26 protein-coding genes and 1 pseudogene are annotated in these 23797 nt (G+C 34.2%); 17 read left to right on the top strand and 10 right to left on the bottom strand.

Going from position 1 to position 23797, the window contains the following annotated elements; translation table 11 throughout:
- Positions 1-22 precede the first annotated feature (22 nt).
- From AC1DMU_RS15050 to AC1DMU_RS15020, 7 genes are all read left to right on the top strand, one after another.
- Positions 23-139 (top strand): hypothetical protein, encoded by a 117-nt coding sequence (locus AC1DMU_RS15050; protein WP_002011946.1) that lies wholly within the window; start codon positions 23-25, stop codon positions 137-139.
- 65 nt (positions 140-204) lie between these two features.
- Entirely contained in the window at positions 205-366 is a 162-nt protein-coding gene (locus tag AC1DMU_RS15045; RefSeq protein WP_087983163.1) for a peptidase, read from the top strand.
- 161 nt (positions 367-527) lie between these two features.
- Positions 528-1163, top strand: a complete 636-nt coding sequence (locus AC1DMU_RS15040; protein WP_060489788.1) for a cupin domain-containing protein — start codon at positions 528-530, stop codon at positions 1161-1163.
- Positions 1164-1262: 99 nt separating this feature from the next.
- On the top strand, positions 1263-2354 hold the full coding sequence (locus AC1DMU_RS15035; protein WP_088062932.1) for a serine hydrolase: 1092 nt from the start codon (positions 1263-1265) through the stop codon (positions 2352-2354).
- A gap of 50 nt (positions 2355-2404) precedes the next feature.
- On the top strand, positions 2405-3046 hold the full coding sequence (locus tag AC1DMU_RS15030) for a DUF3885 domain-containing protein (protein WP_088062933.1): 642 nt from the start codon (positions 2405-2407) through the stop codon (positions 3044-3046).
- Positions 3047-3203: 157 nt separating this feature from the next.
- A complete protein-coding gene (locus AC1DMU_RS15025; RefSeq protein ID WP_088062934.1) occupies positions 3204-3779 on the top strand; it encodes a histidine phosphatase family protein in 576 nt (191 codons plus the stop codon).
- A gap of 89 nt (positions 3780-3868) precedes the next feature.
- The gene (locus AC1DMU_RS15020; protein ID WP_046959012.1) at positions 3869-4240 is read left to right on the top strand and encodes a hypothetical protein; all 372 of its coding nucleotides are present in this window, start codon (positions 3869-3871) and stop codon (positions 4238-4240) included.
- A gap of 18 nt (positions 4241-4258) precedes the next feature.
- Here AC1DMU_RS15020 and AC1DMU_RS15015 read toward each other — a convergent pair whose 3' ends face one another.
- From AC1DMU_RS15015 to AC1DMU_RS15005, 3 genes are read right to left on the bottom strand one after another with little or no spacing between them, the layout of a single operon-like run.
- Positions 4259-5119 carry an alpha/beta hydrolase gene (locus tag AC1DMU_RS15015; protein ID WP_088062935.1) on the bottom strand — a complete coding sequence of 287 codons (861 nt, stop codon included), beginning with the start codon at positions 5117-5119 and terminating at the stop codon, positions 4259-4261.
- A 36-nt stretch (positions 5120-5155) separates the two neighbouring features.
- The gene (locus AC1DMU_RS15010; RefSeq protein WP_088062936.1) at positions 5156-5485 is read right to left on the bottom strand and encodes a DUF3147 family protein; all 330 of its coding nucleotides are present in this window, start codon (positions 5483-5485) and stop codon (positions 5156-5158) included.
- Complete coding sequence (locus tag AC1DMU_RS15005; protein WP_088062937.1) at positions 5469-5879, bottom strand: MarR family winged helix-turn-helix transcriptional regulator; 411 nt, start codon at positions 5877-5879, stop codon at positions 5469-5471. The genes AC1DMU_RS15010 and AC1DMU_RS15005 overlap by 17 nt, the downstream gene beginning before the upstream one ends.
- Before the next feature lie 124 nt (positions 5880-6003).
- Between AC1DMU_RS15005 and AC1DMU_RS15000 the strand changes: the two genes are divergently transcribed.
- Positions 6004-6831 (top strand): PP2C family serine/threonine-protein phosphatase, encoded by an 828-nt coding sequence (locus tag AC1DMU_RS15000; RefSeq protein ID WP_088062938.1) that lies wholly within the window; start codon positions 6004-6006, stop codon positions 6829-6831.
- Between the two features lie 42 nt (positions 6832-6873).
- On the opposite strand, the gene asnB is transcribed toward AC1DMU_RS15000, so the two are convergent.
- Positions 6874-8697, bottom strand: coding sequence for an asparagine synthase (glutamine-hydrolyzing) (gene asnB / locus AC1DMU_RS14995; protein ID WP_088062939.1), 1824 nt, complete (start codon positions 8695-8697; stop codon positions 6874-6876).
- A 417-nt stretch (positions 8698-9114) separates the two neighbouring features.
- On the opposite strand from asnB, the gene AC1DMU_RS14990 reads away from it, so the two are divergent.
- Positions 9115-9681 carry a sigma-70 family RNA polymerase sigma factor gene (locus tag AC1DMU_RS14990; RefSeq protein ID WP_088062940.1) on the top strand — a complete coding sequence of 189 codons (567 nt, stop codon included), beginning with the start codon at positions 9115-9117 and terminating at the stop codon, positions 9679-9681.
- Entirely contained in the window at positions 9678-10823 is a 1146-nt protein-coding gene (locus AC1DMU_RS14985) for a DUF4179 domain-containing protein (RefSeq protein ID WP_088062941.1), read from the top strand. The genes AC1DMU_RS14990 and AC1DMU_RS14985 overlap by 4 nt, the downstream gene beginning before the upstream one ends.
- Before the next feature lie 39 nt (positions 10824-10862).
- Here the strand turns inward: AC1DMU_RS14985 and AC1DMU_RS14980 are convergent, their stop codons facing one another.
- Entirely contained in the window at positions 10863-11936 is a 1074-nt protein-coding gene (locus AC1DMU_RS14980; protein WP_088062942.1) for a WD40/YVTN/BNR-like repeat-containing protein, read from the bottom strand.
- Between the two features lie 212 nt (positions 11937-12148).
- Between AC1DMU_RS14980 and AC1DMU_RS14975 the strand changes: the two genes are divergently transcribed.
- Together AC1DMU_RS14975 and fbpA are read left to right on the top strand one after the other, a co-directional pair.
- Entirely contained in the window at positions 12149-13048 is a 900-nt protein-coding gene (locus tag AC1DMU_RS14975) for a cation diffusion facilitator family transporter (RefSeq protein ID WP_088062943.1), read from the top strand.
- Positions 13049-13241: 193 nt separating this feature from the next.
- Complete coding sequence (gene fbpA / locus AC1DMU_RS14970; protein ID WP_000098304.1) at positions 13242-13412, top strand: Fur-regulated basic protein FbpA; 171 nt, start codon at positions 13242-13244, stop codon at positions 13410-13412.
- Between the two features lie 56 nt (positions 13413-13468).
- Here fbpA and AC1DMU_RS14965 read toward each other — a convergent pair whose 3' ends face one another.
- Together AC1DMU_RS14965 and AC1DMU_RS14960 are read right to left on the bottom strand one after the other, a co-directional pair.
- Positions 13469-14140 (bottom strand): GntR family transcriptional regulator, encoded by a 672-nt coding sequence (locus tag AC1DMU_RS14965; protein ID WP_088063410.1) that lies wholly within the window; start codon positions 14138-14140, stop codon positions 13469-13471.
- Between the two features lie 16 nt (positions 14141-14156).
- Positions 14157-15122: a DMT family transporter gene (locus AC1DMU_RS14960; RefSeq protein WP_088062944.1), complete on the bottom strand. Its 966-nt coding sequence runs from the start codon at positions 15120-15122 to the stop codon at positions 14157-14159.
- A 255-nt stretch (positions 15123-15377) separates the two neighbouring features.
- Between AC1DMU_RS14960 and AC1DMU_RS14955 the strand changes: the two genes are divergently transcribed.
- From AC1DMU_RS14955 to fumC, 3 genes are all read left to right on the top strand, one after another.
- Positions 15378-16037, top strand: coding sequence for a class I SAM-dependent methyltransferase (locus AC1DMU_RS14955; protein WP_088062945.1), 660 nt, complete (start codon positions 15378-15380; stop codon positions 16035-16037).
- Between the two features lie 324 nt (positions 16038-16361).
- On the top strand, positions 16362-17765 hold the full coding sequence (gene nhaC, locus AC1DMU_RS14950) for a Na+/H+ antiporter NhaC (RefSeq protein WP_088062946.1): 1404 nt from the start codon (positions 16362-16364) through the stop codon (positions 17763-17765).
- A gap of 123 nt (positions 17766-17888) precedes the next feature.
- Entirely contained in the window at positions 17889-19277 is a 1389-nt protein-coding gene (fumC, locus tag AC1DMU_RS14945) for a class II fumarate hydratase (protein ID WP_088062947.1), read from the top strand.
- Between the two features lie 88 nt (positions 19278-19365).
- Here the strand turns inward: fumC and AC1DMU_RS14940 are convergent, their stop codons facing one another.
- Complete coding sequence (locus AC1DMU_RS14940; RefSeq protein WP_087983140.1) at positions 19366-19788, bottom strand: PH domain-containing protein; 423 nt, start codon at positions 19786-19788, stop codon at positions 19366-19368.
- 513 nt (positions 19789-20301) lie between these two features.
- Positions 20302-20453, bottom strand: a pseudogene (locus AC1DMU_RS14935) (MBL fold metallo-hydrolase); the annotation flags it as partial.
- A gap of 256 nt (positions 20454-20709) precedes the next feature.
- On the opposite strand from AC1DMU_RS14935, the gene AC1DMU_RS14930 reads away from it, so the two are divergent.
- Positions 20710-21474 (top strand): DUF2087 domain-containing protein, encoded by a 765-nt coding sequence (locus AC1DMU_RS14930; RefSeq protein WP_088062948.1) that lies wholly within the window; start codon positions 20710-20712, stop codon positions 21472-21474.
- 99 nt (positions 21475-21573) lie between these two features.
- Positions 21574-22983, top strand: a complete 1410-nt coding sequence (locus AC1DMU_RS14925; RefSeq protein ID WP_000804150.1) for an MATE family efflux transporter — start codon at positions 21574-21576, stop codon at positions 22981-22983.
- 56 nt (positions 22984-23039) lie between these two features.
- Here the strand turns inward: AC1DMU_RS14925 and AC1DMU_RS14920 are convergent, their stop codons facing one another.
- Complete coding sequence (locus tag AC1DMU_RS14920) at positions 23040-23738, bottom strand: peptidase E (protein ID WP_088062949.1); 699 nt, start codon at positions 23736-23738, stop codon at positions 23040-23042.
- Positions 23739-23797 lie beyond the last annotated feature (59 nt).

Below are 23797 nucleotides of genomic sequence, written 5' to 3'. Positions count from 1 at the left end.
CCTATTAAATAATATAACTCATATGGTAATAGTACATATGGTGAAGTTTTGTATAATTTGTGAAAAATATGCCATTTTTACGAATGAAATATTAGAAAAATCAATTTTGTTACAAAAAGTTGAAATCGAAGTATTTTAAGAGAAAAAGGTTTATAATAAAAATATAACTAATAACCACATTACTAATTATAAGGAAGTGTAACTATGAGTACTGTAACAATCGTGTATGGTATTATTCTTTCCACAATTATCATTTTATTTATCGTTGGGGTTTCACGTTATATTCATAAATGGAAAGAAGGCGTTGCGAAATTAAATCACATTGAAGAAGAACTTAGTGATTTAATGTTACATCATGGTAAGTAAAAAATTTATTTTTTAACTAAATAATGTGAAGAATATCACAAAACATGCTCTCCTTATGAAGGCATGTTTTTTTGTTATGTGAATGATAGGCACATTCATACATTTTTTCCATACGATACAGTGTGAAACTAGAAATGTTCGGAGTGGAAAAGAGGGATAAAATGAGTAGTTCAGGTTATGTTCCAGATAATAAAAATTTAAAGAAAAGTTCAGGAACTCCAAACCTTTTCTTTGATTCGAGAAAAAACATCTTTTTTAAAAGAGATGAGAAAAACGTTGCCTATGAAGTTACGTCAACGCAGTTACCAGCAATGATCGGTGGAGCGTTTGTCGATTTATTTATGACAAAAGGGCACATGCGGGAACCACATTGGCATCCGAATGCGTGGGAATTAGATGTTGTTGTATCAGGAGAAGCAATTACATCTATCTTAAATCCGGAAACGAATCAATTGCAAAATTATCATGTAAAAGCGGGGCAAACCGTCTTTATTCCAATGGGATGGTGGCATTGGATCACAGCGGTAACAGAAGAAGTACAATTACATTTGTTCTTCAATAACGATCAGTTTGAAACAGCAGAAGGATCAGACATACTTAGATTAACACCGCCAGAAGTATTTCAAGCTGCATACGGTGTAAGTGCGGAAAAATTAGGGAAGGACCTTTCGCAAATTAAGGAGTCAGTTGTCATTGGTCCTCCTAACTCCAATCGATTAAAAGGTGCTAAAGAAAGTGGCGACTCAAATATAGTCGTTACGTTAAATGGACAAATAACATCATGTGAAATAGAGTAACTCTTTCTTTTTTAGGAAGAGTTACTCTGTTTTGTATAATTTTGTAATTAGATTCGTTATAATTATATAGTAGGGAACTTAGTAAAGGGGGGGCATATTGTGAACATATTAAAGATTATAGGAATTGTTGCAGGAATTATTATAGTAGCCGCTATAGCTTTCTTTTTTATTATGAAGTACTATTTGTCAAAAGAAGATCCTAATTACGTATTACAGTACATAAAAGAGCATAAAGGTGATAAAACATGTTCATTACTAATTAGAAAAAATGGGGAAGTAGTAACATCTATAAATGAAGATGTAAAATTGCCATTAGCGAGTATGGCCAAAATTGTAATAGCAGTTGAATTTGCTAAGCAAGTGTCAGAAGGAAAAATAAGTCGAGATGAACAAATTTCATTGCAGGAGTTAGAAAAATATTACGTTAAAAACACTGATGGTGGAGCGCATCCTGACTGGTTAGAAGATGCCAAAGCGAGAGAGTTAGTGAAAAATGGACAGATCGCTTTAGAAGAAGTCGCTAAAGGGATGATTCATTATAGTTCTAATGCAAATACAACATATTTGTTAGATAAGCTTGGAATAGAAAGGGTAAATGAAAGTATAAAAGAATTAGAGCTTACTAGTCATGACAAATTCTCTTCGTATACTGCTTCACTATATATGAGAGGGTATGTAGAAAAAGAGCTTCATGAGCCAGAAAATCAATCATTAGAAATGATACGTAACATGTCAAAGGATGAGTATAATAAACATGTATTACAAATTCATGAATGGATGAAAGATGAAGAAGAATGGAAAAAACGGGATATTCCATTAAAGGTAGATATGGAATTTCAGCGAATTTGGTCAGATCGATTAGTGAGTGCAAACGCTAAAGATTATATGAGTATAATGGAAAAAATAAATAGTAGAAATTATTTTCCAAAATCAATGCAAGAAGAAATCGAGAACATTTTCAAAGGAACAGTTAAAAATAGTAAGTTCGAATATGCTGGTCAAAAAGGTGGTTCTACCGCATTCGTATTGACAAAAAGCTTGTATACTACAGATAAGAAAGGGAATAAAGTAGAAGTTGTCATTATGTTTAACGATATAGAAGATCAAGTTGCATATCAAAAGCTGAGAAATAATGTAGATTATTTTATTCGAGACATTATAACAAGTGAGGAATTCAAAAATAAATTATAATAAAATAATTTTATTATGTAAACAAGGTGCTATTAAAGGTAGGTATTGAGATGAGGTTGAATGAGTATATGCTTGAAACGTTTCCAAATTTAGAACTTAGACCACCTCTATTTTATAATGGGGATATTGGTATTCGCTTTAGATTAGGTGTGAACTATGATTGCAATAACATTTATGAAAACTTCCCATATTTAGAAGGCGTTTATAATAGAGCGATTACTTTATTTCAGTCTTTACATGCAACAGAAGATGATATTTATATCGTAGTGGATGTAAATGACTATGCAGACGGTGAAATTTTCAAACACAAATTGAATATCTTTTCTAAGTATGTAAAAGAGAAGTCCGATTTGTTTAAGTTACAGAAAAATACAATCCCTTATATTTTTCCAGAAGACGATGAAGACGGGGTATATAAAACTCATAGATATACTTTGAAATGTAAAGTTTCAGACTTGAAATACATTCCTATGCTAAAAGCAATTTGTAATCAAGATATGGGAATAAAACCGCGTATTTTTCATAGGGTGTATTTCATAAATATTAACAAGAATACTATATTTCACGTTTATGATGATAGGGGTTGTGATGTATTAGCTACCTCTCCTAATACAATTAGAGATATTTATCATACATATAATGATTGGATATTAGAATACGACAGAAATAAAATTGATAAAGTATTTAATTGAATGTAGTCTATTTTAAATGAGGGAAATACCATAGAGGTGTTTCCCTTTTATTAATATGAAAATCAATATTCAAATTTGACAGCACTTATTATAAAGGTAAAGGGATTTGATGGTAATGTATTGAATTTGGATAGAAACAGAAAAGGGGGATGAATGAATGACGACAATATATTTTGTTCGCCATGCCCACTCTACATATACAAAAGAAGAACGGGAAAGGCCTTTATCTGAAAAAGGTTTGTTAGATACGCAGCATGTAACACGCTTATTAAAAGATAAACATATTGATGTTGTGATTTCTAGTCCGTACAAAAGGGCAATGCAAACTGTGCAAGGAATTGCGAATACATATAATTTATCAATACAACTGGAAGAAGATTTACGGGAAAGGCTATTAAGTAAAGAACCAGTACAGGATTTTAATGATGCTCTTCAGAAGGTATGGGAAGACTGGACTTTTGCATACGAAGGCGGAGAATCAAATGATGTAGCGCAAAGACGTGCTGTAATATGTATGCAAAGTATATTAAAAAAATATAAAGGTAAGAATATTGTAATAGGTGCTCATGGGAATATTATGGTATTACTAATGAATTATTTTGATTCGAAATATGATTTTCAGTTTTGGAAAACCCTTCATATGCCTGACGTGTATAAATTAACTTTTGATAATAATTGTTTCAGTTCTGCTGAAAGAATACAGTCTACAGATTATCAGATAAATAATTTGTAAAAGTTTATCAAAAAAAGAGGAAAGGGAGAAGTTATTGTAGAAGTATGACTTTGTAACATAAAAAATATGTGTTAAAGGAGGCTGTTTACATGTTTGAGAAAGAGAAAGAAGGGCTTATTGAAGTTCAGAACGTATTTGAAATTGTACCAGCAGATGGAGCAATTATTGGTATGGCAACGGAAGAAGAAATGGAAATTGCTGCTGAACTAGAGCTGCAGTACTATGCCCATTCTCGTTTGTTAGAAGCAAATATTCAGTTAGACGGTTCCTCCTACAAAGAGTTACTTCAGGAGTTCCAGGAGTACGAAAGAAAATCAATGAGCTTTTGGCGGGCAATACATAAGCGTTTAGCTGTGCCATGGGCATGGGTATTACGTATTGACGTTGCGAATGGCCCTATATATGTAAGTAATGGGAATTCGTATTATGAAGAAATCGATGATGAAGAAGATTATGAATAGATAAGTAAGGAAGCAGCGTTAGTTGCTTCCTTTTTTTATTTGCAAGGAGTGAATTGCTTCAATAATAATATCTGGTCGAGTATTTTCAATTCCGTGACCAGCATGTTCGGCAAGTATATATTGGCTATTTATTGAGAGTTGTAATTGTTCATGAATCAGTTCTTGCCACATTGTTTCTAGTTGTGTTGCTTCCTCTTTTGGCATGCCATCCTCAGTCAACTGAGTAATAGAATATTGAGGGTCCCTACCAATAACGATTAAAGGTGTTTCTAATGTTTTATATAACTCTTTTATTAAGCGAGCACAATTTTTCCACGAACATAGTTCAGAAGCTGTCGCTTTATATAATAGAGGGGAGGTAGAAAATTCAATGTACTGTCTTGATTGATCAACGAGTATAGGTTTTAGTTCATTATTAAGCATGTCTATATCCATTTTGGAGTATGTATTATATTTTTGAAGCCACATATCATCGGAATCCGTTTGATCAGAAATTGGTAAATGCAGTTCATCTAATCGGTGTAAGTTCATAGAAGTAGAATCAACTAAAATAAGTGCTTGCAGCTTATCTTCATGTAACATCGCAAAATGTTGTGCACATAAGCCTCCATAGGAATGACCGATTAAAATGATAGGCTCGTGAATAGCAAGTTCATGTAGTAACATATGAAGTTCGTTTGTCGCTTGTCTTGTAGTACGCGAATAATTTCCTAGTTCACTTTTTCCGTAACCTGGGCGATGGTATGAAATGACTGTAAAATGTTGTGAAAGTTTTTCTATAATAGGGAGCCAATCATAAAATGAGCAACCCATTCCGGTCTGAATAACTACCGTTTGTTTACTACTTCCTTTTGTATATACTTCTATAGTTTGCTCCAATACCTCTACAAATTTATAAATAATAAACCCTCCTAACTAAGCTTGAAATAATTTTTGACAAGCAAAAACGATACACCAAACACCTATACCAAACAGGACAGATGTACTAAGTGAAAATGAGTTTTTTAGACCAATATAGACGATAAATAGTAGTAGTGCGGATGCAGGAAATCCATATAATACGCCTATAGCAAATTGACTTAATTCTTGTTTGTTCCCGCCTTCTAAAGAAATCCAAAATAGGCTTAGTAAACTTACAAGAGGAAGGGCAGCAATAAAGCCGCCTATCGTACTATATTGTTTAGCGACTTCAGTAATAACGCCAATAATAAGTGCAGAAACGATTACTTTAACGAGGAAATGCATATTTTGCCTCCTTCGCTAATAAAGAAAAGGCTTTTTCAATTAATTGTTGTTCTTCTTTTGATAACTGTGATTCTAATATTTTTATCTTTTCTTTATCTAGTAAAGTATGCTTTTCTAATATTTCAATGCCTTCTTTCGTTAAAGTAAGGTTTACGACCCTTTCATCTTGTTTATTTCTTTCTTTCATGATAAATCCTTTTTGAATAAGGCGCTTTACGTGTTCTGATGCTGTGTTATGAGAGAGACTAAGCTCAGTAGCGACTTTTCCAATTGTTATATCTTTCTCACGAGAAATGAGTTGTAAAATACGAATGGCTTGGTGAGAAAGGTTGTCCTCATACTCATATCGTAAGTGATAATAAATGCTCTCCCAATGTTGATTGATGTCTTTCATAATGATAAATCCCCCTATTTTTATATCGTATAGTAAGATATATTCGTGAACATAGAAATAAAATCCTTTTATTTGGATAAAAAATGTTGAAAAAGTTTATTTTTATTGAAATATAAGGTAATCTATGTGTAAAGGTATACATTTAGCAAGAGAGAGGATGATAGCTGTGAATACATTCAAATGGATGAGTCATGAACAGATGTATGTAGATGAAATACATGTTGAAAAATGTGGTCCTCTTTCAGTCGGCGTATATGGGGGAAATCAAGAGAGTGATGCATATGAACGAGGAGATGCGGTACTTGCTTGGTGGGATCCTGAATTACAATTTGAATTTGTTATGATTTTTGATACACACCACAAAACAAAAAATATTGATTATATAATAGAAGCAATTTCAGCAAGAAAAGAGAAACTAAAAGAGTTATTTTCTTACCCGATACATTTAGCTTTTCATCATACGCATATGTACTTATTAGCGTTATTTACAGATGAATTGTTTATTGAAAAATGTGATCAAGATGATGAGGAACTTGCATGCTTAATTTGTTTACGAAAAGGCGAATTTTTATATTGGCTATCGGTTGGTGATTGCTTCGCATATTTATTCCATTCTGAAAAAACGAAGAATGGTAAAGGGCGGTTAAATAAACGGAAGAATTACGAATATATTGGTAGGAAAAATATTTTTGCTGCAAATACACCTTGCTTTACATCAGGTGTCAGAGGATTAGAAAAAGGAATGAATCACATTGTAATGGCAACGGACGGTATTTTAGAGTGTGATAAACGAAAATTTGATGATGATCAATCTTTAGTAGAAATATTGCACGACGGAAGTTGCTTACAGATTGAGCCAGTATTAACAAATGTACTGCAGTGGAAAGGTAGAGATTGTGCCACAATTATTGGATGGTCCATTGATACTGAAAATAAAAAATGCGCTAATTAATATAAAAGGAGTTCAAGGTTTTTATCCTTGAACTCCTTTTTGTTAAGCAATATGAATATGATACGTTTTCAACCATTCATTTACTTGTAGCATATATTCCATAGCACTTCTTGCTTCAAAATTGTTAATTTCTTTATTGCTTTCATCGGCAATGGCAAGTAATGTGGAATGATTAATAAGTGAGAAAATAGGATTGTTTTTATTACTGCACAAGTCGAGTGATAAATGACGGATTGTTTGTAAATAATGTGGATCTTGTGAAGTTGGATAAGCACTTTTTCTTCTATTGCGTACATCGTCAGGTAAAGCAGGTTGCAGTGCTCTACGTAAAATGCCTTTTTCAATATTATCAATGCTTTTTATATTGAAAGGAACGTTCCATAAATATTCAACTAATCTATAATCGCAAAACGGTACACGTACTTCAAAGCCTACAGCCATACTCATACGATCTTTACGATCAAGTAAGAACGGGAGAAATCTCGTTAAAAATAAATAAAACATTTGGCGTTGTTTCGCAGATTTTTTACTTTCCCCTTCAAGAGTAGGTACTTCAAGAATCGCTTCTTGGAAGCGTGTATCAATATAGTTTTCTAAGTTGCATTGGTTATTTACTTCATTTAGTAGAAGAGGGGAAGTGTTTTTCCAATTTGTTAGCCAAGGAAATTTATCGACAAATAGTAAATCCTCTTGATGAAACCAAGGGTACCCACCGAATACTTCATCAGCAGATTCGCCGGATAAAGCTACAGTTGCATCTTTTTTCATTTCGCAAAATAGTAAATATAGTGAAGTTTCCATTTCGCCAGCACTCGGTAAATCTTTTGCACGGAGAGGGACGAATAAGTGATTTGCTAATTCTTCAGCATTCACAATAATGTCATGATGAGATGTCCCTACATGTTCGGAAACACGTTTTACCCAAGGAGCGTCTAAACCAGTGCGAGCAAATGTCAGCTCGAAATCTTTTGCACTATTTACAAAGTCAACGGAATACGTATGAAGTGTTTTATTTTCCGCTGCAAACTCTTTACCCGCTAGTGCAGTAATACCGCTAGAATCTAATCCTCCTGATAACATACAAACGAGAGGAACATCGGCAATTAATTGTCTTTTTACTGTATCTTGTAAAATAGATAAAATATGTGATGATGTATCTTCAGTAGAGTCTGTATGAACTTTACTTTCTAAATTCCAATATTTCTTAACTACTTTTTTATCACGTGTAAACGTTATAGAATGTCCAGCACGTACTTCTTGAATATGTTTAAAGACGCCACATCCTGGAGTTCGAAATAATCCTAATCCAAATATTTCGTTTATGCCATCTGCATCAATTTCAGCAGGGACAGATGGATGGGCTAATAGCGCTTTTATTTCGGATCCGAAAATAATACTGTCATTTCTTTCTGTATAAAAGAGTGGCTTTACGCCTAAATGATCACGTGCTAAAAATAATTGTTGCTTTTGATCATCCCATATTGCAAAGGCAAAAATACCATTTAAATGTTGTACGCAATCTTCTTTCCATTCTAAATAAGCATGTAGTAATACTTCTGTATCTGAATGCGTTTCAAATGCATGACCACATTGTTGAAGTTGCTCTCTCAGTTCACGGAAATTATAAATTTCTCCATTATAAGTAAGAGCATACGTATAATCACCAGCACGAAATGTTTTTGGTTGTGTCCCGCCTTCTGGATCAATTACGATTAACCGACGGTGTGCAAAGGCCGCACGAGGTGAAAACCAAAATCCTTCAGCATCCGGACCGCGATGCTGGATACTATTTGCCATCTTTTCTAAAATAACATGTTCATTGGAAAGATCCTTATTCCAATTTACCCAGCCTGTAATTCCACACATACACATCTCATCTCCTAGTTTAAAATGTTGAAAAGTAGATTAATGAAATAAAGTGAAACTTTAATCAGTGGGGGGGTTTCCATCCCCCACTGATTATTAGTTGAACCAATCGGGCTTTTACGGACAGTTATCTCCCACCTAACTTCCTCGCATTCGCCCAATTTTGAGGTGGGATTTATTGCCCGTTAATGCGGAGTAAAATGTACACCAAGTTAAAGAATGACTATATAAATAGTGTACTACATGAATTAAATTGCAGACTTGAGAAAATTTTCTTGTAATACATAGTTATGTGAGACAATGGCGTAGGGAAAGTATTCCATAACATACAAAAAATAAAAAAGATGAGAGAAAATATTTTGTAAGACGTTATATAGGGTGTAAAAGCTTTTACAAAAAAATAAGGGGAATCGCTACATGAAATCAAATGAGAAAAATTTTATAAAAAGATTACAACGGCAAAAAGAAGATGCGCTAGAATTCGTTGTCGATACATATTTACCACTTATAAAAGGAATAACGCATAAAATCCTTCTTCCGGTTCAAAATGATGGATTAATAGAGGAATGTGTAAACGATATATTTCTTTCCATTTGGAATAACGCAAATAAATTTCATGGAGAGCCGAGTGACTTTAAAAAATGGATAGCGGCGATTGCGAAATTTAAAGCGATTGATTATTACCGGAAAGCGACTAGAAAAGTAGAAATTATTTCAGATGAGTTTCATATTAGTACGGAAAAGTCAGCGGAAGATGAATTAATCGTTATGGAAGATAGGGAAGAGTTATTGAAGCTTATTAATCAATTAGAACCGTTAGATCAAAAGGTGTTCATTATGAAATATCTTCTCGGTATGAAGACAGAAGAAATAGGAGATAAGTTAGGGTTAACTCGGGCAGCGATCGATAATCGTGTGTACCGTGGAAAAAAGAAACTACAACAAAATGCTACGAAAATTAGTTTTGGAGGTAGTGCAATATGAAAGACATTTATGAACTATTAAATGATATTGATATAGATGAAAAAGAAATTGAGGAAATTGAGGCTTCTGAAATTGAAAAAGAAAAAGTGAAACGTAATGTAAAACAATCGATACGTACGAAGAAAAAGATGAAAAGTTGGAAAAAAGGTGTTGCTGCTGCATCTATTTTAGTAGGGTTATCAGTTGCAACGCTTGGTATCGGGTTTCCTACATATGCCGGGGGATTGCCAATTGTAGGTGACATATTCCGATTTTTAGATAATGGTAGAACAGGGTTATATGAAAATTATAAAGCGGACGCAGAGAAGAAAACGGGGCTTCATAATAATTATCAACAATACGCCACAGTACTAAATATGACAAAAGAAAGCAATGGAATTAAGATAACGATTAATAATGCGATTTTCGATGGTAAGACAGTATCAATAAACTATTCTATAGAAAGTAACAGAGATTTAGGTAAAAATCCAAGTACGTTGGATTTTTTAACTATTAAAGGAGCAGGTGCCCAATCAGGAAGCAATGAAATTATTAAGGTCGCTGATAGGAAATATGAAGGTTTAATAAAAACAAGTAGTGATCTAGTTAGTAATAAAGGAACTACAGTGAATGTTGAATGGAGTATACAAAGTATAAACATTTTAGAAACAGAAGAAGAGATAAAAGGAGATTGGAATTTTAATATTAATCTAAAAGGAATAGAAAATAAAGAGAAATTGATTAGAGGTAGTGCAGAAAAAGACGGTGTAAAAGTTAATATGGAGAGAATGGAAATAACACCCATGTCGTTTATTCTATATTACAACCAAGAAGTAGCTCAAGAAATAAGAGGTGTATGGGATGGAGTGGATGTTGATTTAAAAGTGAGAGATGATATAGGTAATCAGTATTATGGAGAAGGAAATGGAGGCTCAGGTGAAGATCCTTATAATTTTAATTGGAGTGAAACATTCCAACAACTTAATGAGAATGCGACTAAGTTAATAATAACGCCTTACATTAATTTAAGAATTCACACTCCTGAAAATTATGGCTCGGTAACAATAGTTGGAGGAGAAGTAAAGGAGCGTTTTGTGCCTCGAAGATTGGGAGGCAATAAGGGTATTGCGTTAGATGATATTGTAATTGACTTAAAGAAATAAAAAAGAGACTGCCTAAAACCATTAGGCAGTCTTTTTTCGTTAAGAATTAGTTACGAGCAATGCATGCGGATGCTGCGTTTTATACTCATCTTTCCACGGAATGTTTAGTTGTTCCCACGATTCGCCGCTATCATTGGATTGAAACACGCCGTTGTTATTTAAAGTGTAAAATGTATGTGGTTCTGCTGGATTTGTCGCAAACATCGAAATGACTGTACCGATTGCAGATGGTAGACCTTGTTGTACTTGCTCGAAAGGAGTATCTTTCGTTTTACGATAAATATAAGATTCATAAGGAATATGGTGATGAGCGAGGTCAGCACTCGGTGCGGCAGAAACGAGAATTGTATCACAATCAGCCGGATCGATAGCCATGCTGTATAAATAATGGTGTTCAAGTCCTTCACTGCATGAGATCCAGCTGTTTCCACCGTTATAACTTTCAAGGTATGCGCGATCAGGTCCGCCCATAAAACCATCACCACATGATGCATAAAGGCGATTTGGAGCTTCAGGGTGCATAAGCAATTGATGCGCATCGATAGGAGCACCGAATTTTTTATCAATCCAAGTATGCCCTCTATCATTACTTTGAATAACAGCACCAGCTTCAATTGAAACATGGATTGTATTTGGATTGTTTGGATCAACTGTAATCCAGCGTACATGATGGGTAAAAGGTCTAGGCGGAAAAGCCCACGTATAAGAAGATAATAATGATTTCATATTTTTAAGTTCAGTCCACGTTTCACCACCATTTTCAGAACGGAATAAAGCGCTCGGTTCTGAGCCGACATAAACGACGCCATAGCCGTTAACTTGTTCATTAGGACTTATCGTAATGGAAGTTATCGAAGAGTGTAAAATACCATCTTCTTTAGGGAAATCAAAGTAACGATATGAATCTCCAATCGGTTTCCACGAATCCCCGCCATCGTCACTTAGCCATAAACCTCGTCCAAATGTGCCGCAATATACACGATTCTTTTGGAATGGATCAACTGCGATACAGGTAGGTTGCATATTTTGTAAGTGATACGTTGTTTCATAGTTACCATATTGTTCTTTCACTACAACTAGTTCACGTTCCATACAGAGAAATAAACGTTTCATTTTAGTAACCTCCTTAAAAATTCTTTCATTAGTAAACAATATGAAGCTGAAAAAGAAGTAGTCTTATTTTTTGTTGAGAAAAAGGACTTATTTAAAAAGAAGCGAAGTGTGTATACAGAGGAAGCGGGCGTTTACGGGCAGTTAATACGGGATAAAGACGGGGAGTTTGTTTCATACTAATGTACAGATATTGCACTTAAAGGAGTATTGGTATGGGGCATTCACATGATCACGGTCATTCTAACAATAAAAAGGCGTTACTAATTGCTTTCGTATTAACGACAAGTTTTATGATTGCTGAGGTGATTGGGGGATTTGTAACAAATAGTTTAGCACTACTATCTGATGCGGGGCATATGTTAAGTGATGCAGTATCCTTAGCATTAAGTTTACTTGCGTTTAAGCTTGGAGAAAAAACAGCAACAGCTGCGAAAACATACGGGTATAAGCGAGTCGAAATGTTAGCGGCATTATGTAACGGTGTCGTTCTTATTGTCATTTCAGTATACATTTTTATTGAAGCAATTCGCCGTTTTAAAGAACCAGTTGAGATTGCTAGTAATGGGATGCTCATTATTGCTGTACTTGGTCTGCTTATTAATATTTTATCAGCTTGGATATTAATGAGAGGCGGAGATGTGAAGGGTAACTTGAATTTAAGAAGTGCTTTCCTACACGTATTAGGCGATCTATTAGGATCAGTCGGAGCGATTATTGCAGCGCTATGTATTAAATTTTTCGGATGGACTGTTGCTGATGCGATTGCTAGTATTCTTGTGTCTATTTTAGTCATTATTAGTGGATGGCGTGTAACACGTGATACCGTCCATATATTAATGGAAGGTGCACCCCAGCACATAAATGTTGAAGAGGTAAAAAGTACATTATTAAATATTACGGTTGTAAAAGAAGTTCATGATTTGCACATATGGTCTGTCACATCTGATTTTCAAGTATTAACTTGCCATTTGATTATTAAAGGTGATGAAACGCAAAATGTATTAAAAGAGGCTACGGATGTATTAAAGGAGAAGTTTCATGTAGAACATGTCACTATTCAAGTAGAAATAGATGGTGAATTTAATCATATTGAGACAACTTGCAAAGTATGAAAGAAAAAGGATAAGAAAATGTGTCATAACATTTTTCGCACGGCATACATATATATAATGTGGCCACAAATACTTTGTAAGGTAAATATTTCATGAAATTACTTTACTTATAAAGAGTCATCTTTTATAATCAAAAATGGTAATTGATAAAGATTATCATTTTCAATGATTGTAGGAAGGAGTTTTTTAAAAGATGAGTAGTCAACTCCGTTTTGCTGTTGAAAATCGTAAGAGGCATTTAATTGATGAGTTAATTGGAGCAGGTGTGTTTAAAATTCGCGACCGACAATTATACGAGCTGTCTTTAGAGGAATTGGAAAAAGAGTACGAAGATATGGAAGAATATGCAGATATTCAGGCATAACTATATAGATTAGTAAAAGGTGAGCTGGTTACGATTTTGTGTAACCAGCTCTATTATTATTTCGTAGAAATTATTTTTGATATTTCTTTCATTGGACGGAGCCAGTTTTGAGACATCATTTGTTTCATTTGTTTTTCGTCCTGCTTTTGCAATGCTTGAATGATAGAGTGATGTTCTTCAATAGATTGACTTGCTGGAACAAAGTTTTGGAAAAACAAATATTCAAGGCGTAAAACGTGAAGTTGCATATTTTCTAGAAAGGGTTCAATATATTGGTTTTTAGCAATAGAAGAAATTGTATTGTGAAATTGTATATCTAGTTTTAAAGCTTGTTTTGCGTTTTTCTTCTCTATAGAGCGCTGAAAATCAGCGTTTATTTCAGAAAGTAGTTTCAGATCAGCGTCTGTAATGTTTTGAAGTGCTTGCTTTCCTATAATAGAGTGAAGACCAGCCATCGTTTCATAAATGATAGGAATGTCGTCTAACTTAATAGGAGCAATTTTTGTTTTTTGCCCAGGTACCATTTCCACTAATCCAGAAAGCTCTAATATTTGAAGTGCTTCTCTTACAGGTGTTCTGCTTACTCCTAGTGCTTCAGCCAATTCCCCATCATTAATTTTTTCATCAGGCTGCAGTACACCTTCAATAATCCAATCTTGTAGTTGATTTAAAACGAGTGATTTTGCCGAAACTCTTCCTTGTTTTTTATAATTTTGAGGGATAGGCATAGTGAATTCAATCCTTTCATTGTATATTTTCTTTTTTCTCATGAACAAACTTTAATTCCTGTTTCCCTTCATCCGGTTTTTGGCTTAAGATGAGCACCATTACAATGACACAAAAAGCCCCTAATAACTGAAAAGATTGAAAGGGTACGTGTAATATAAGTACAGAAGAAATAATAGCTGCGAGTGGTTCAGTACAACCGAATAATGTCGTTTCTTTCGGAGTCAGGTATCGTATGCTGTCTAAGTATAAATAAAATGCAATCAGTGTTCCGAAAATGACGACAAATGTGATGAGCGGTAGGGTACTCAGTTTTACATATTTCATAGTCGATAATAAAATGAATTCGTTTGTAGAAATAAAGTGTAGAATCGTAACGCCAATACCCCCAATAATCATGCCCCATCCAACGATGACAGAGGAAGACCATCTTTCTAGTAATCCCTTTGAATATAAACTATAAAAAGCAAGAGATAATCCAGATAAAATACCCCAAATAATAGCCGGTGTAGAAACAGCCAAGTTATGAACAGACCCATTTGTTAGTAAGAGAAAAGTGCCTACTAATGAAAGGGTAATGGAAATGAAATCAATTTTTGATGGCCGAACGTTCCACTTGAAAAGTAAGTATACAGTAATAAATATAGGAGCTAAATATTGTAATAATGTTGCGACGGCAGCATTCCCTTCTTTAATAGAAGCGAAGTACGTGTACTGTACAGCAAGCATACCGAATAGGCCAAACAATATCATTTTAGTAGCATCAGATCTTTGTTTCCATATGCCGAATATTTCTTTTTTTCTCTTTCCGAATGATGAAATAAGGAGCAAGATAACGCCAGATATAAGCAATCGAATTGTAACTAACCATTCAGTAGAAACATTTTCATATTGAAAAAGTTGTTGTGCAGCTGTTCCGGACAATCCCCATAAACAAGCACCAATTACAACCATTATGATTCCTTTTAAACGATTTGGATCCATATAGTTTTCATTCTCCTTTTCTACAAATTCGTTTCGGATACAATATGCAATATATCACAAAATGAATAAAAAATAAACTGAAATTTCTGTGTTAGAAGGTAGGAATTTTAGTAGTTCCAGTTATGTTTACGATACAAGTGAGGAGGTGAAATAAAGCGAGATAAAATTATAAAAATAAATCATAATCAAGAGGATAAAAAAATAAAGATAAGAGTAATTTGGTTTGTTAAAAATATGTGTAGAAGGAGAAATGTGATGAGCTGGGTTACTCATAAACCAACATTTGAATTTGATCAATACAATCCATATATTCGTATGAATTCTGCTTGGGTGGGACATTTAAACTTCGCTTATGATTTAGTAAGATTTGAAAAGCCAGAAATATTAGTTGAGTTAGGTACACATTTAGGAGCTTCTTTTTTCAGTTTTTGCCAAGGGGTAAAAGATGAAGGATTATCTACAAAATGCTTTGCTGTAGATACTTGGGCGGGAGATGAGCACACAGGTCCATATGGAGAAGGTGTTTTTCAAATAGTGAGTAAATTCGTGAGCACGAGTTATCCTCAAATAGGGAATTTAATTCGGTCTACTTTTGATGAGGCCGTGGATCAGTTTCAAGATGGAACGATAAATTTGTTGCATATTGATGGCTATCATACGTATGAAGCAGTTTCTCATGACTATAAAACATGGCTACCGAAACTTGCGAATAACGGTATTGTGTTATTTCATGATATTGAGGTGAAAGATCGAAACTTCGGTGTGTATAAATTTTGGGATGAGGTCAAGGCGAAGTACCCTCATTTTCAGTTTGAGCATTCCTATGGGCTCGGAGTGTTATTTCCGAAAGGCTGTAGCAATCAGTTTGTGGAAATACTTAAAAATAAAGAAGAAATACAAAATATGTATAAATAAAAGTAGAGCATGCATCATTTTAATGATGTGTGCTTTTTTGTGGAGAAAAATGGTATTCCTTAAAAGGGGAGGATAATAGTAAAAAGTTTTGTTGTGGCAAATATTAAAAAAGTTATTTTTGGATTGTTCTATATAAAAATGTAACATTTTTTATATTTTCCATTGCGAAAAGTAACATCTACTTTTACAATAGAAAAGGTGTTATATTATACTGGAAAAATAAATCGAAATAATATGAAAATTTTGTTTTGTCTTCGCTAATTGTATATTACATACATGTAAGACGACATACGTCATGTTATCGACTTGTAAGGAGAGAAAAAAATGAAAAGTGTAAGATTACCATCGATGCTAGAAATCATAGTTCTTTTATTACTATTTCTTGCTGTTGTCTTTTCCTTCCAAACGATTTTTGATCTCCCAATTCAATTAGCGCTATTTATTTCATGGTTTTTAGTAATTGCGCTTGGATTAAGATTAGGATTTCGTTATCAAGAATTGCAAGATGCAATTACGAAAGGGATTTCTAACGGATTAGAAGCAATACTGATTTTAGTTGCGGTAGGTGCTTTAATTGGAACTTGGATTGCTGGTGGCGTAGTACCAACATTAATCTATTATGGATTAGAGTTTATTCACCCTAGCATATTCCTATTAGCAACATTAATTATTTGTTCAATTACCTCTATCGCAACAGGAACATCATGGGGAACAGTAGGAACAGCAGGTATTGCTATGATGGCGATTGGTGAAGGACTTGGCTTACCACTTCCGCTTGTTGCTGGTGCAGTTCTTTCAGGAGCTTATTTCGGCGATAAATTATCACCACTTTCTGATAGTACAGTTCTTGCAGCGTCTATGGCAAAAGTAGACGTTATTGCTCACGTTCGAGCTATGCTCGTATTAGATGTTCCGGCTTATATTATTACTAGCATTATGTTTACTGTAGCTGGTTGGATGTATGGCGGCGATAATGTAGATTTGAATCGAGTAGAGTTTTTAAAAGAAGCTTTATTAAAGGAATTTGATATTAAAATATGGATGCTTGTTCCGGCGGTCGTTGTTATCGCTCTATTAGCGATGAAGAAACCGTCTATGCCAACAATTGCAATGGGAGCTTTAATTGGTGCAATTTGGGCAACTCTTTTCCAAGGAATGAACTTTGGAGAGGCGATTGGAACAGCGTATAATGGATTCTCAATTCAATCTGGTGTTGAATTTGTTGACAAGTTATTAAACCGTGGTGGAATTAACGGTATGCTTGGCTCAGTAGCCGTTATTATTTTCGGTTTAGGATTTGGTGGATTACTTGAAAAACTAGGAGTTTTAAAAGTAATCGTATCTAAATTTGAGAAGAAATTAAATTCTGCAGGTAATGTAACATTGTCTACATTAATCGTAGCATTCTTAGCGAATATATTTGGTTGTGCGATGTACGTATCACTAATTTTAACACCGAAAATTATGGAAGATAGCTATGATAAATTAAAAATAGACCGACGTGTATTAGCACGTAACTCAGAAGTAGGTGGAACGTTAACTTCAGGTATGGTTCCATGGTCTGATAATGGTATTTTTATGGCTGGTATTTTAGGTGTAGCAACGTTCTCATACGTTCCGTTTATGTGGTTAAGCTTTGTTTCATTAATTTTGGCGGTTATTTACGGATACACAGGCAAATTCATTTGGTATGTAGATGACGTTGAAAAAGGAGAGCAAGCATCATAAAAAAATACCTTCTGCGATGGCGGAAGGTATTTTTTTATATATACGAGTGAGAATCCTTATCATCTGGGTGAAAGTCTGTTAAAATGAGAAATGTAGGTATTTTATTTTCAAGGGGATGAAAAAATGGAGTACAGAATTGAAAGAGATACAATAGGAGAAATAAAAGTTCCAGCTGATAAATTATGGGCAGCACAAACACAACGTAGTAAAGAAAACTTCCCGATTGGAACAGAGCAAATGCCGCTTGAAATTGTAAAAGCATTTGCCATTTTAAAGAAAAGTGCAGCACTTAGTAATCAAAAATTAGGAAAGCTATCAGAAGAAAAAGCAGAAGCAATTGTGGCAGCAGCTGACGAAGTGATCGCAGGGAAATGGAATGAACATTTTCCACTTGTCGTATGGCAAACTGGTAGCGGTACTCAGTCAAATATGAATGTGAATGAAGTAATTGCAAATCGTGGGAATCAAATTTTGAAAGAGAAGGGATCTGACGCACATATTCATCCGAACGATGATGTGAACATGTCTCAAAGTTCAAATGATACATTTCCAACAGCGCTTCATGTAGCATGTGTAATCGCAGTAGAAAATCACGTGTTACCAGCAATTACGAAATTAAAAGAGACATTAGCAGAAAAAGTAACTGCATTTGAACATATTATAAAAATTGGTCGTACACACTTACAAGATGCAACACCGTTAACATTAGGGCAAGAAATTAGCGGATGGCACCGTATGCTTGAAAAAACAGAGCGTATGATTGCAGAGAGCAATACATATATGAAAGAGCTTGCAATTGGTGGTACTGCAGTTGGAACAGGTATTAATGCTCATCCTAAGTTTGGGGAGATGGTGTCAGAGGAAATTAGCCAATTTACAGGTAAGCAATTTATTACTGCACCAAATAAGTTCCACGCATTAACAAGTCATGATGAAGTTGTATATACGCATGGTGCATTAAAAGCATTAGCAGCTGATTTAATGAAAATCGCTAACGATGTGCGCTGGCTTGCAAGTGGTCCGCGTAGTGGTCTAGGAGAAATTATTATTCCGGCAAATGAGCCAGGAAGTTCTATTATGCCAGGTAAAGTAAATCCAACGCAAAGTGAAGCGTTAACGATGGTTGTAGCGCAAGTAATGGGAAATGACGCAACAATCGGATTTGCAGCGAGCCAAGGTAATTTTGAATTAAATGTATTTAAACCTGTTATTGCATATAACTTCTTACAATCTGCTCATCTATTAGCGGATGCAATTGTTTCATTTAATGATAATTGTGCAGTTGGTATTGAAGCAGATGAAGAAGTAATTAAAGAGAATGTGAATCGTTCATTAATGCTTGTTACAGCATTAAACCCGCATATCGGATATGAAAATGCAGCGAAAATTGCGAAGCATGCTCATAAAGAAGGGTTAACGTTAAAAGAAGCAGCACTGCAATCTGGACTACTAACAGAAGAACAATTTAATGAAATTGTCGATCCGAAAAAAATGATTGCTCCGAAAGAGTAATAAAAAAGCCAAGATTCTTTAGAATCTTGGCTTTTTTGATATTTATTTTTATGACTTCCATTTGTATTACTACAAGTGCCAAAATATATTATTTGTTAGCAGGCATGTTCAATACTTTCATTTGTGGACAGTTTTCTTTTAAGAGTGAAATGAACTTTTCTTCTTCTTGAGGTACGAAAGTTGTCACAGAATCAAATAAATTGTAATGGATTTCTAATTGCTGCCTAGTCCACTTTTCTGAGCGAAGTGTTTTGCCAGAGTATGTAATATGGCGAATATCTTCAAATGGAATTTCAGTACGCAGTATGAAACCATGTTTTACGACAAGAGATGATTCCGTTACGTCGTAGTGAGAGAAATAGAATGAAGAAAGATTCACGATATTTAACAGCATCATGAGAGTGAAAAAAATAGAATTTTCATTTTGGAAGAATAGCGAAACGAGAAAAATAGTGATAAATAATGTAATGAAAATGACGTGAAATGGATTCTTTTTCGCTTTGAATTTCAAGTTAGTCACCTCGGTTTACGTGTACTCTAACTAAATTAAATCACAACATCGTAATAAAACGTGTATATATGCATAATTGCATATTCACACGTTTTATTATTCATGTAAAATTTCCTGATGGGATAAAGTGAAACTTTAATCAGTGGGGGTTTTCTTCATCCCCCACTGATTATTAGTTAAACCAATCGGACTTTTATGGGCAGTTGATCCCCCACCTAACTTCTTTGCTTTCGCTGAATTTTGAGGTGGGGATCTTACTGCCCATTAAAGTGGGATAAATTTAAATGGAATTTTGTAATAGTGGAGAGGTATGAAGTGACTTACAAGAATAGAAAGTTAGCGCTAGTCATAATTAGTTGTATGACGGTCATGGGTAGTTGTGCAAATAAATTTGTTGAGGATGGAAATCGAAAGCATATATTTGTACAGGTAAGTAAGGCTTTAGTCGAGGTTATAAATAGAATATATAATGGATAAAAGGTGTTTCCATATACGGAAATACCTTTTTTGTAGTTAAAATTGAATGCTGAAGTTTTGGAATGAGTGAGTACCAGTTCCGTGTAGAACGAGGTTGTTATCACTCAAATATTGAATAGCGTATTTTAGTTCTTTCAGTATAGTAGGGGGAGACCAAGAGTATGATGTGAACCGTAAATTTGATTAACAGTAAACCAAGGATCTTGCAGAATAGTCATGTTTTGTTTCACATCCTATCTTCATTTGTGTATTAAATACATTCGCTTTTTTGTTACTTTAATTCTTTTTATAAAATTATTTAGCAGACGTTTTTTATAAAAGTTTGTAAAATGGGTAAACGTAATGTTGAAATGTTTATTTACTGTATGTTAAGATGATGAAGGGATAGTAAACGTTATTGGGAAATGTCTGTTTTTAGATAAACATTTTAAAGGAGTGTTTAGTGTGAGTGATATTTCAGAGAAGTTTTGGGATGCTTCGGTAGAAGAATTGAAGAAAGGGTATGTATTTGAAGCGGAAGCAGAGGAGTATATTTGTTTAGCTTGTGGAGAAGCGTTTATTAAGGGGGTTATTTATCAAGATAATCAGGTTTTGTATGAAGCAGAGAAGTTTGTACAACTGCATGTGCAAAATGAACATACGTCTATGTTTGATTATTTATTAAACCTTGATAAAAAGTATACTGGTTTAACGGATTTGCAAAAGAAAATGGTTCAGTTTTTCCATATGGGGCTAAGTGATAAAGAGATTGTAAAAGAGATGGATGGCGGAAGTACATCAACCATTCGTAATCATCGATTTACACTTCGAGAGAAAATGAAGCAAGCGAAAGTGTTTTTAGCGTTAATGGAATTATCAGAAGAAAAATCAAAAGTACAAACGAAATTTGTACCGATTCATAGAACAGCAACGATGGTAGATGATCGTTACAATATTACGGAAGAAGAAAATGATGAAGTATTAAAAACGCATTTTACAGAAGGATTAGATGGACCGCTTTCTAAATTTCCGAAAAAGCAAAAGCGTAAATTAATTATATTACGCCATTTAGTGACGAAGTTTGATAGTAATAAAAAGTACACTGAAAAAGAAGTGAATACTGTTATAGAAAGTGTATACCCGGATTTTGTAACTTTAAGAAGATATTTAATTGAATATGGTTTTTTAGATAGAACAGCTGATGGAAGCCAATATTGGGTGAAGTTATAATAATACGGAAAAGAAAATGAATAGAAGCAAATCATTATAACAACTATACAAAGAAATAGAAGTTGAAAAATAGATTTTTAATAAAAGGAGAAATGAAATTTGAAACCACCTACAGATAATAATAAAGAAGGTGCGGAGTCACATAAGTTAGAAAGTGAAAGTAAACCGATTTGGAAATCGATGTCCATGTTTTTAGTACCGTTACTATTAAGTAATGTATTACAATCGATTGGACAATTATTCGGTATGGTAGTAGTAGGAAGATGGCTTGGCGTTAATGATTTAGCGGCTATATCAGCATTCTTTCCACTATTTTTCTTACTCGTTTCATTTGTAATTGGTATTGGTTCAGGGAGTTCTATTTTAATTGGTCAGGCGTTTGGTGCTAAAAACGAAGATCGTTTAAAAGCTATCGTTGGTACGACACTGACATTTACCTTTATTATTGGAGTTGTGTTGGCGATAATAGGTAGTATTTTTGCGATGGATATTATGCGCCTAATGGGAACGCCAGAAAATATTATTGATATAAGTGTTCATTATGCACGTATTTTATTTATATCGATGCCAGTATTATTTTTATATTTTGCATACACAACATTTATGAGAGGTACAGGAGATTCTAAAACGCCATTTTACTTTTTAATTGTAAGTACAGCGCTAAATATGATCTTATTACCAATTCTTATTTTTGGATGGTTAGGAGCTCCGAAATTAGATGTGTATGGAGCAGCCTATGCTTCTGTTATATCTACAGTGATTACGTTTATTGTCATGTTAGTGTATTTAAAGAAGAAAAATCACCCACTACAATTAGATAGTACGGTAAGGAAATATCTTCGCATGGATGGGGAGTTATTGAAGCTATTGTTACGACTCGGTATTCCAGCGAGTATTAATATGATATTAGTTTCATTATCTGAAATTGCGGTCATCGCGTTTGTAAATCGTTACGGTTCAGATGCAACAGCAGCTTATGGCGTTGTAAACCAAGTTGCAAGTTATGTACAAATGCCAGCAGTTAGCCTTGGTATTACAGTTTCCATTTTTGCAGCACAATCAATTGGTGCGAATCAATTTGATCGATTGCAAAAAGTTGTGAAGGCCGGAATTATTATGAACTACGTCATAGGTGGTGTGCTAATATCCCTTATTTACTTGTTCTCAAGAGATATTCTATCGCTATTTTTAACGAGTCAAACTACAATTGAAATTGCTCATAGCCTAGTTATGATTACGTTATGGAGTTATTTAATTTTCGGGCATGCGCAAATTATTAGTGCGACAATGCGAGCGAGTGGTACAGTATTATGGCCAACTGTTATCGGAGTTGTATCAATTTGGCTTGTTGAAGTACCTGTAGCGTATTACCTTTCTTACCATACAAGTCTTGGCATAGAAGGGATATGGATTGGGTACCCAGCAGCATTTATTGTCAGCTTAATATTACAGTATGCATATTATAAGCTTTCATGGCAGAAGAAACGAATTACACGACTAGTGAGTTAAATCATGCAAATGTCCCTAAGTTATTATACTTAGGGACATTTTTTGTAAGTGTATGTTTACAAATAGCTTTTTAAAGTGATATCAAAATGTTGTCTAATGAGCTTGTTATCACTCATATAAAACTCCCACGCTTTTTCAGGTTCACCGATAATTTCAAAAGATTCTTCTGTAATATATAAAGCGCAATTATCCTCTAGTGCAATTCCTTCTATATTACCTTGATGATTTTGTAAAAAGGAATGGAAGGCGTTCATTCTATTTAATTGATTATAATGCGGACAAAACCTTTTGTTAACAATTCCCCAACCGTTACACTCTATATAACCAGAACCTTCATAATCTGATCGGATACTAGATGTGAACCAACACATAGCACCGGCGCTATACCCCGCAATGAGCGTTCCTTGTTGCAAAGCAAATAATAATTTTTCATCGAGTTTAAGTTCTTTCCATTCTGTAACCATTTGAATATAGTTCCCGCCACCGAGATAAATTAAATCAGCAGACTGAATCATTTCGTCTATTTCATATTTAGAAGGTGTATCAGCTATAGTACGTAAAATTTGTACTTCACAGTGTAATTGTTTTTCGAACGTCTCTAAAAATAGCTTTATATAGCTTTCATCATCATGACTAGCTGTAGGAATGAATAATACTTTTGGATACTGTTTATTTGTTAATTCTATAAGTCGCTCATTAATAGGCGAGTGATTTGAATCTTGTAAATCACCGCCACCAATGACAGCTAATTTCATAGTAAAGCACCACCTAATCATTTTTGTTATATAAAAATTCGATAGAAGAGAGTAACATT

This window comes from Bacillus sp. 01N45 (assembly GCF_056399205.1).
Note: the sequence above shows the minus strand (reverse complement) of the source record. Positions and strands in the feature narration are given on the sequence as shown.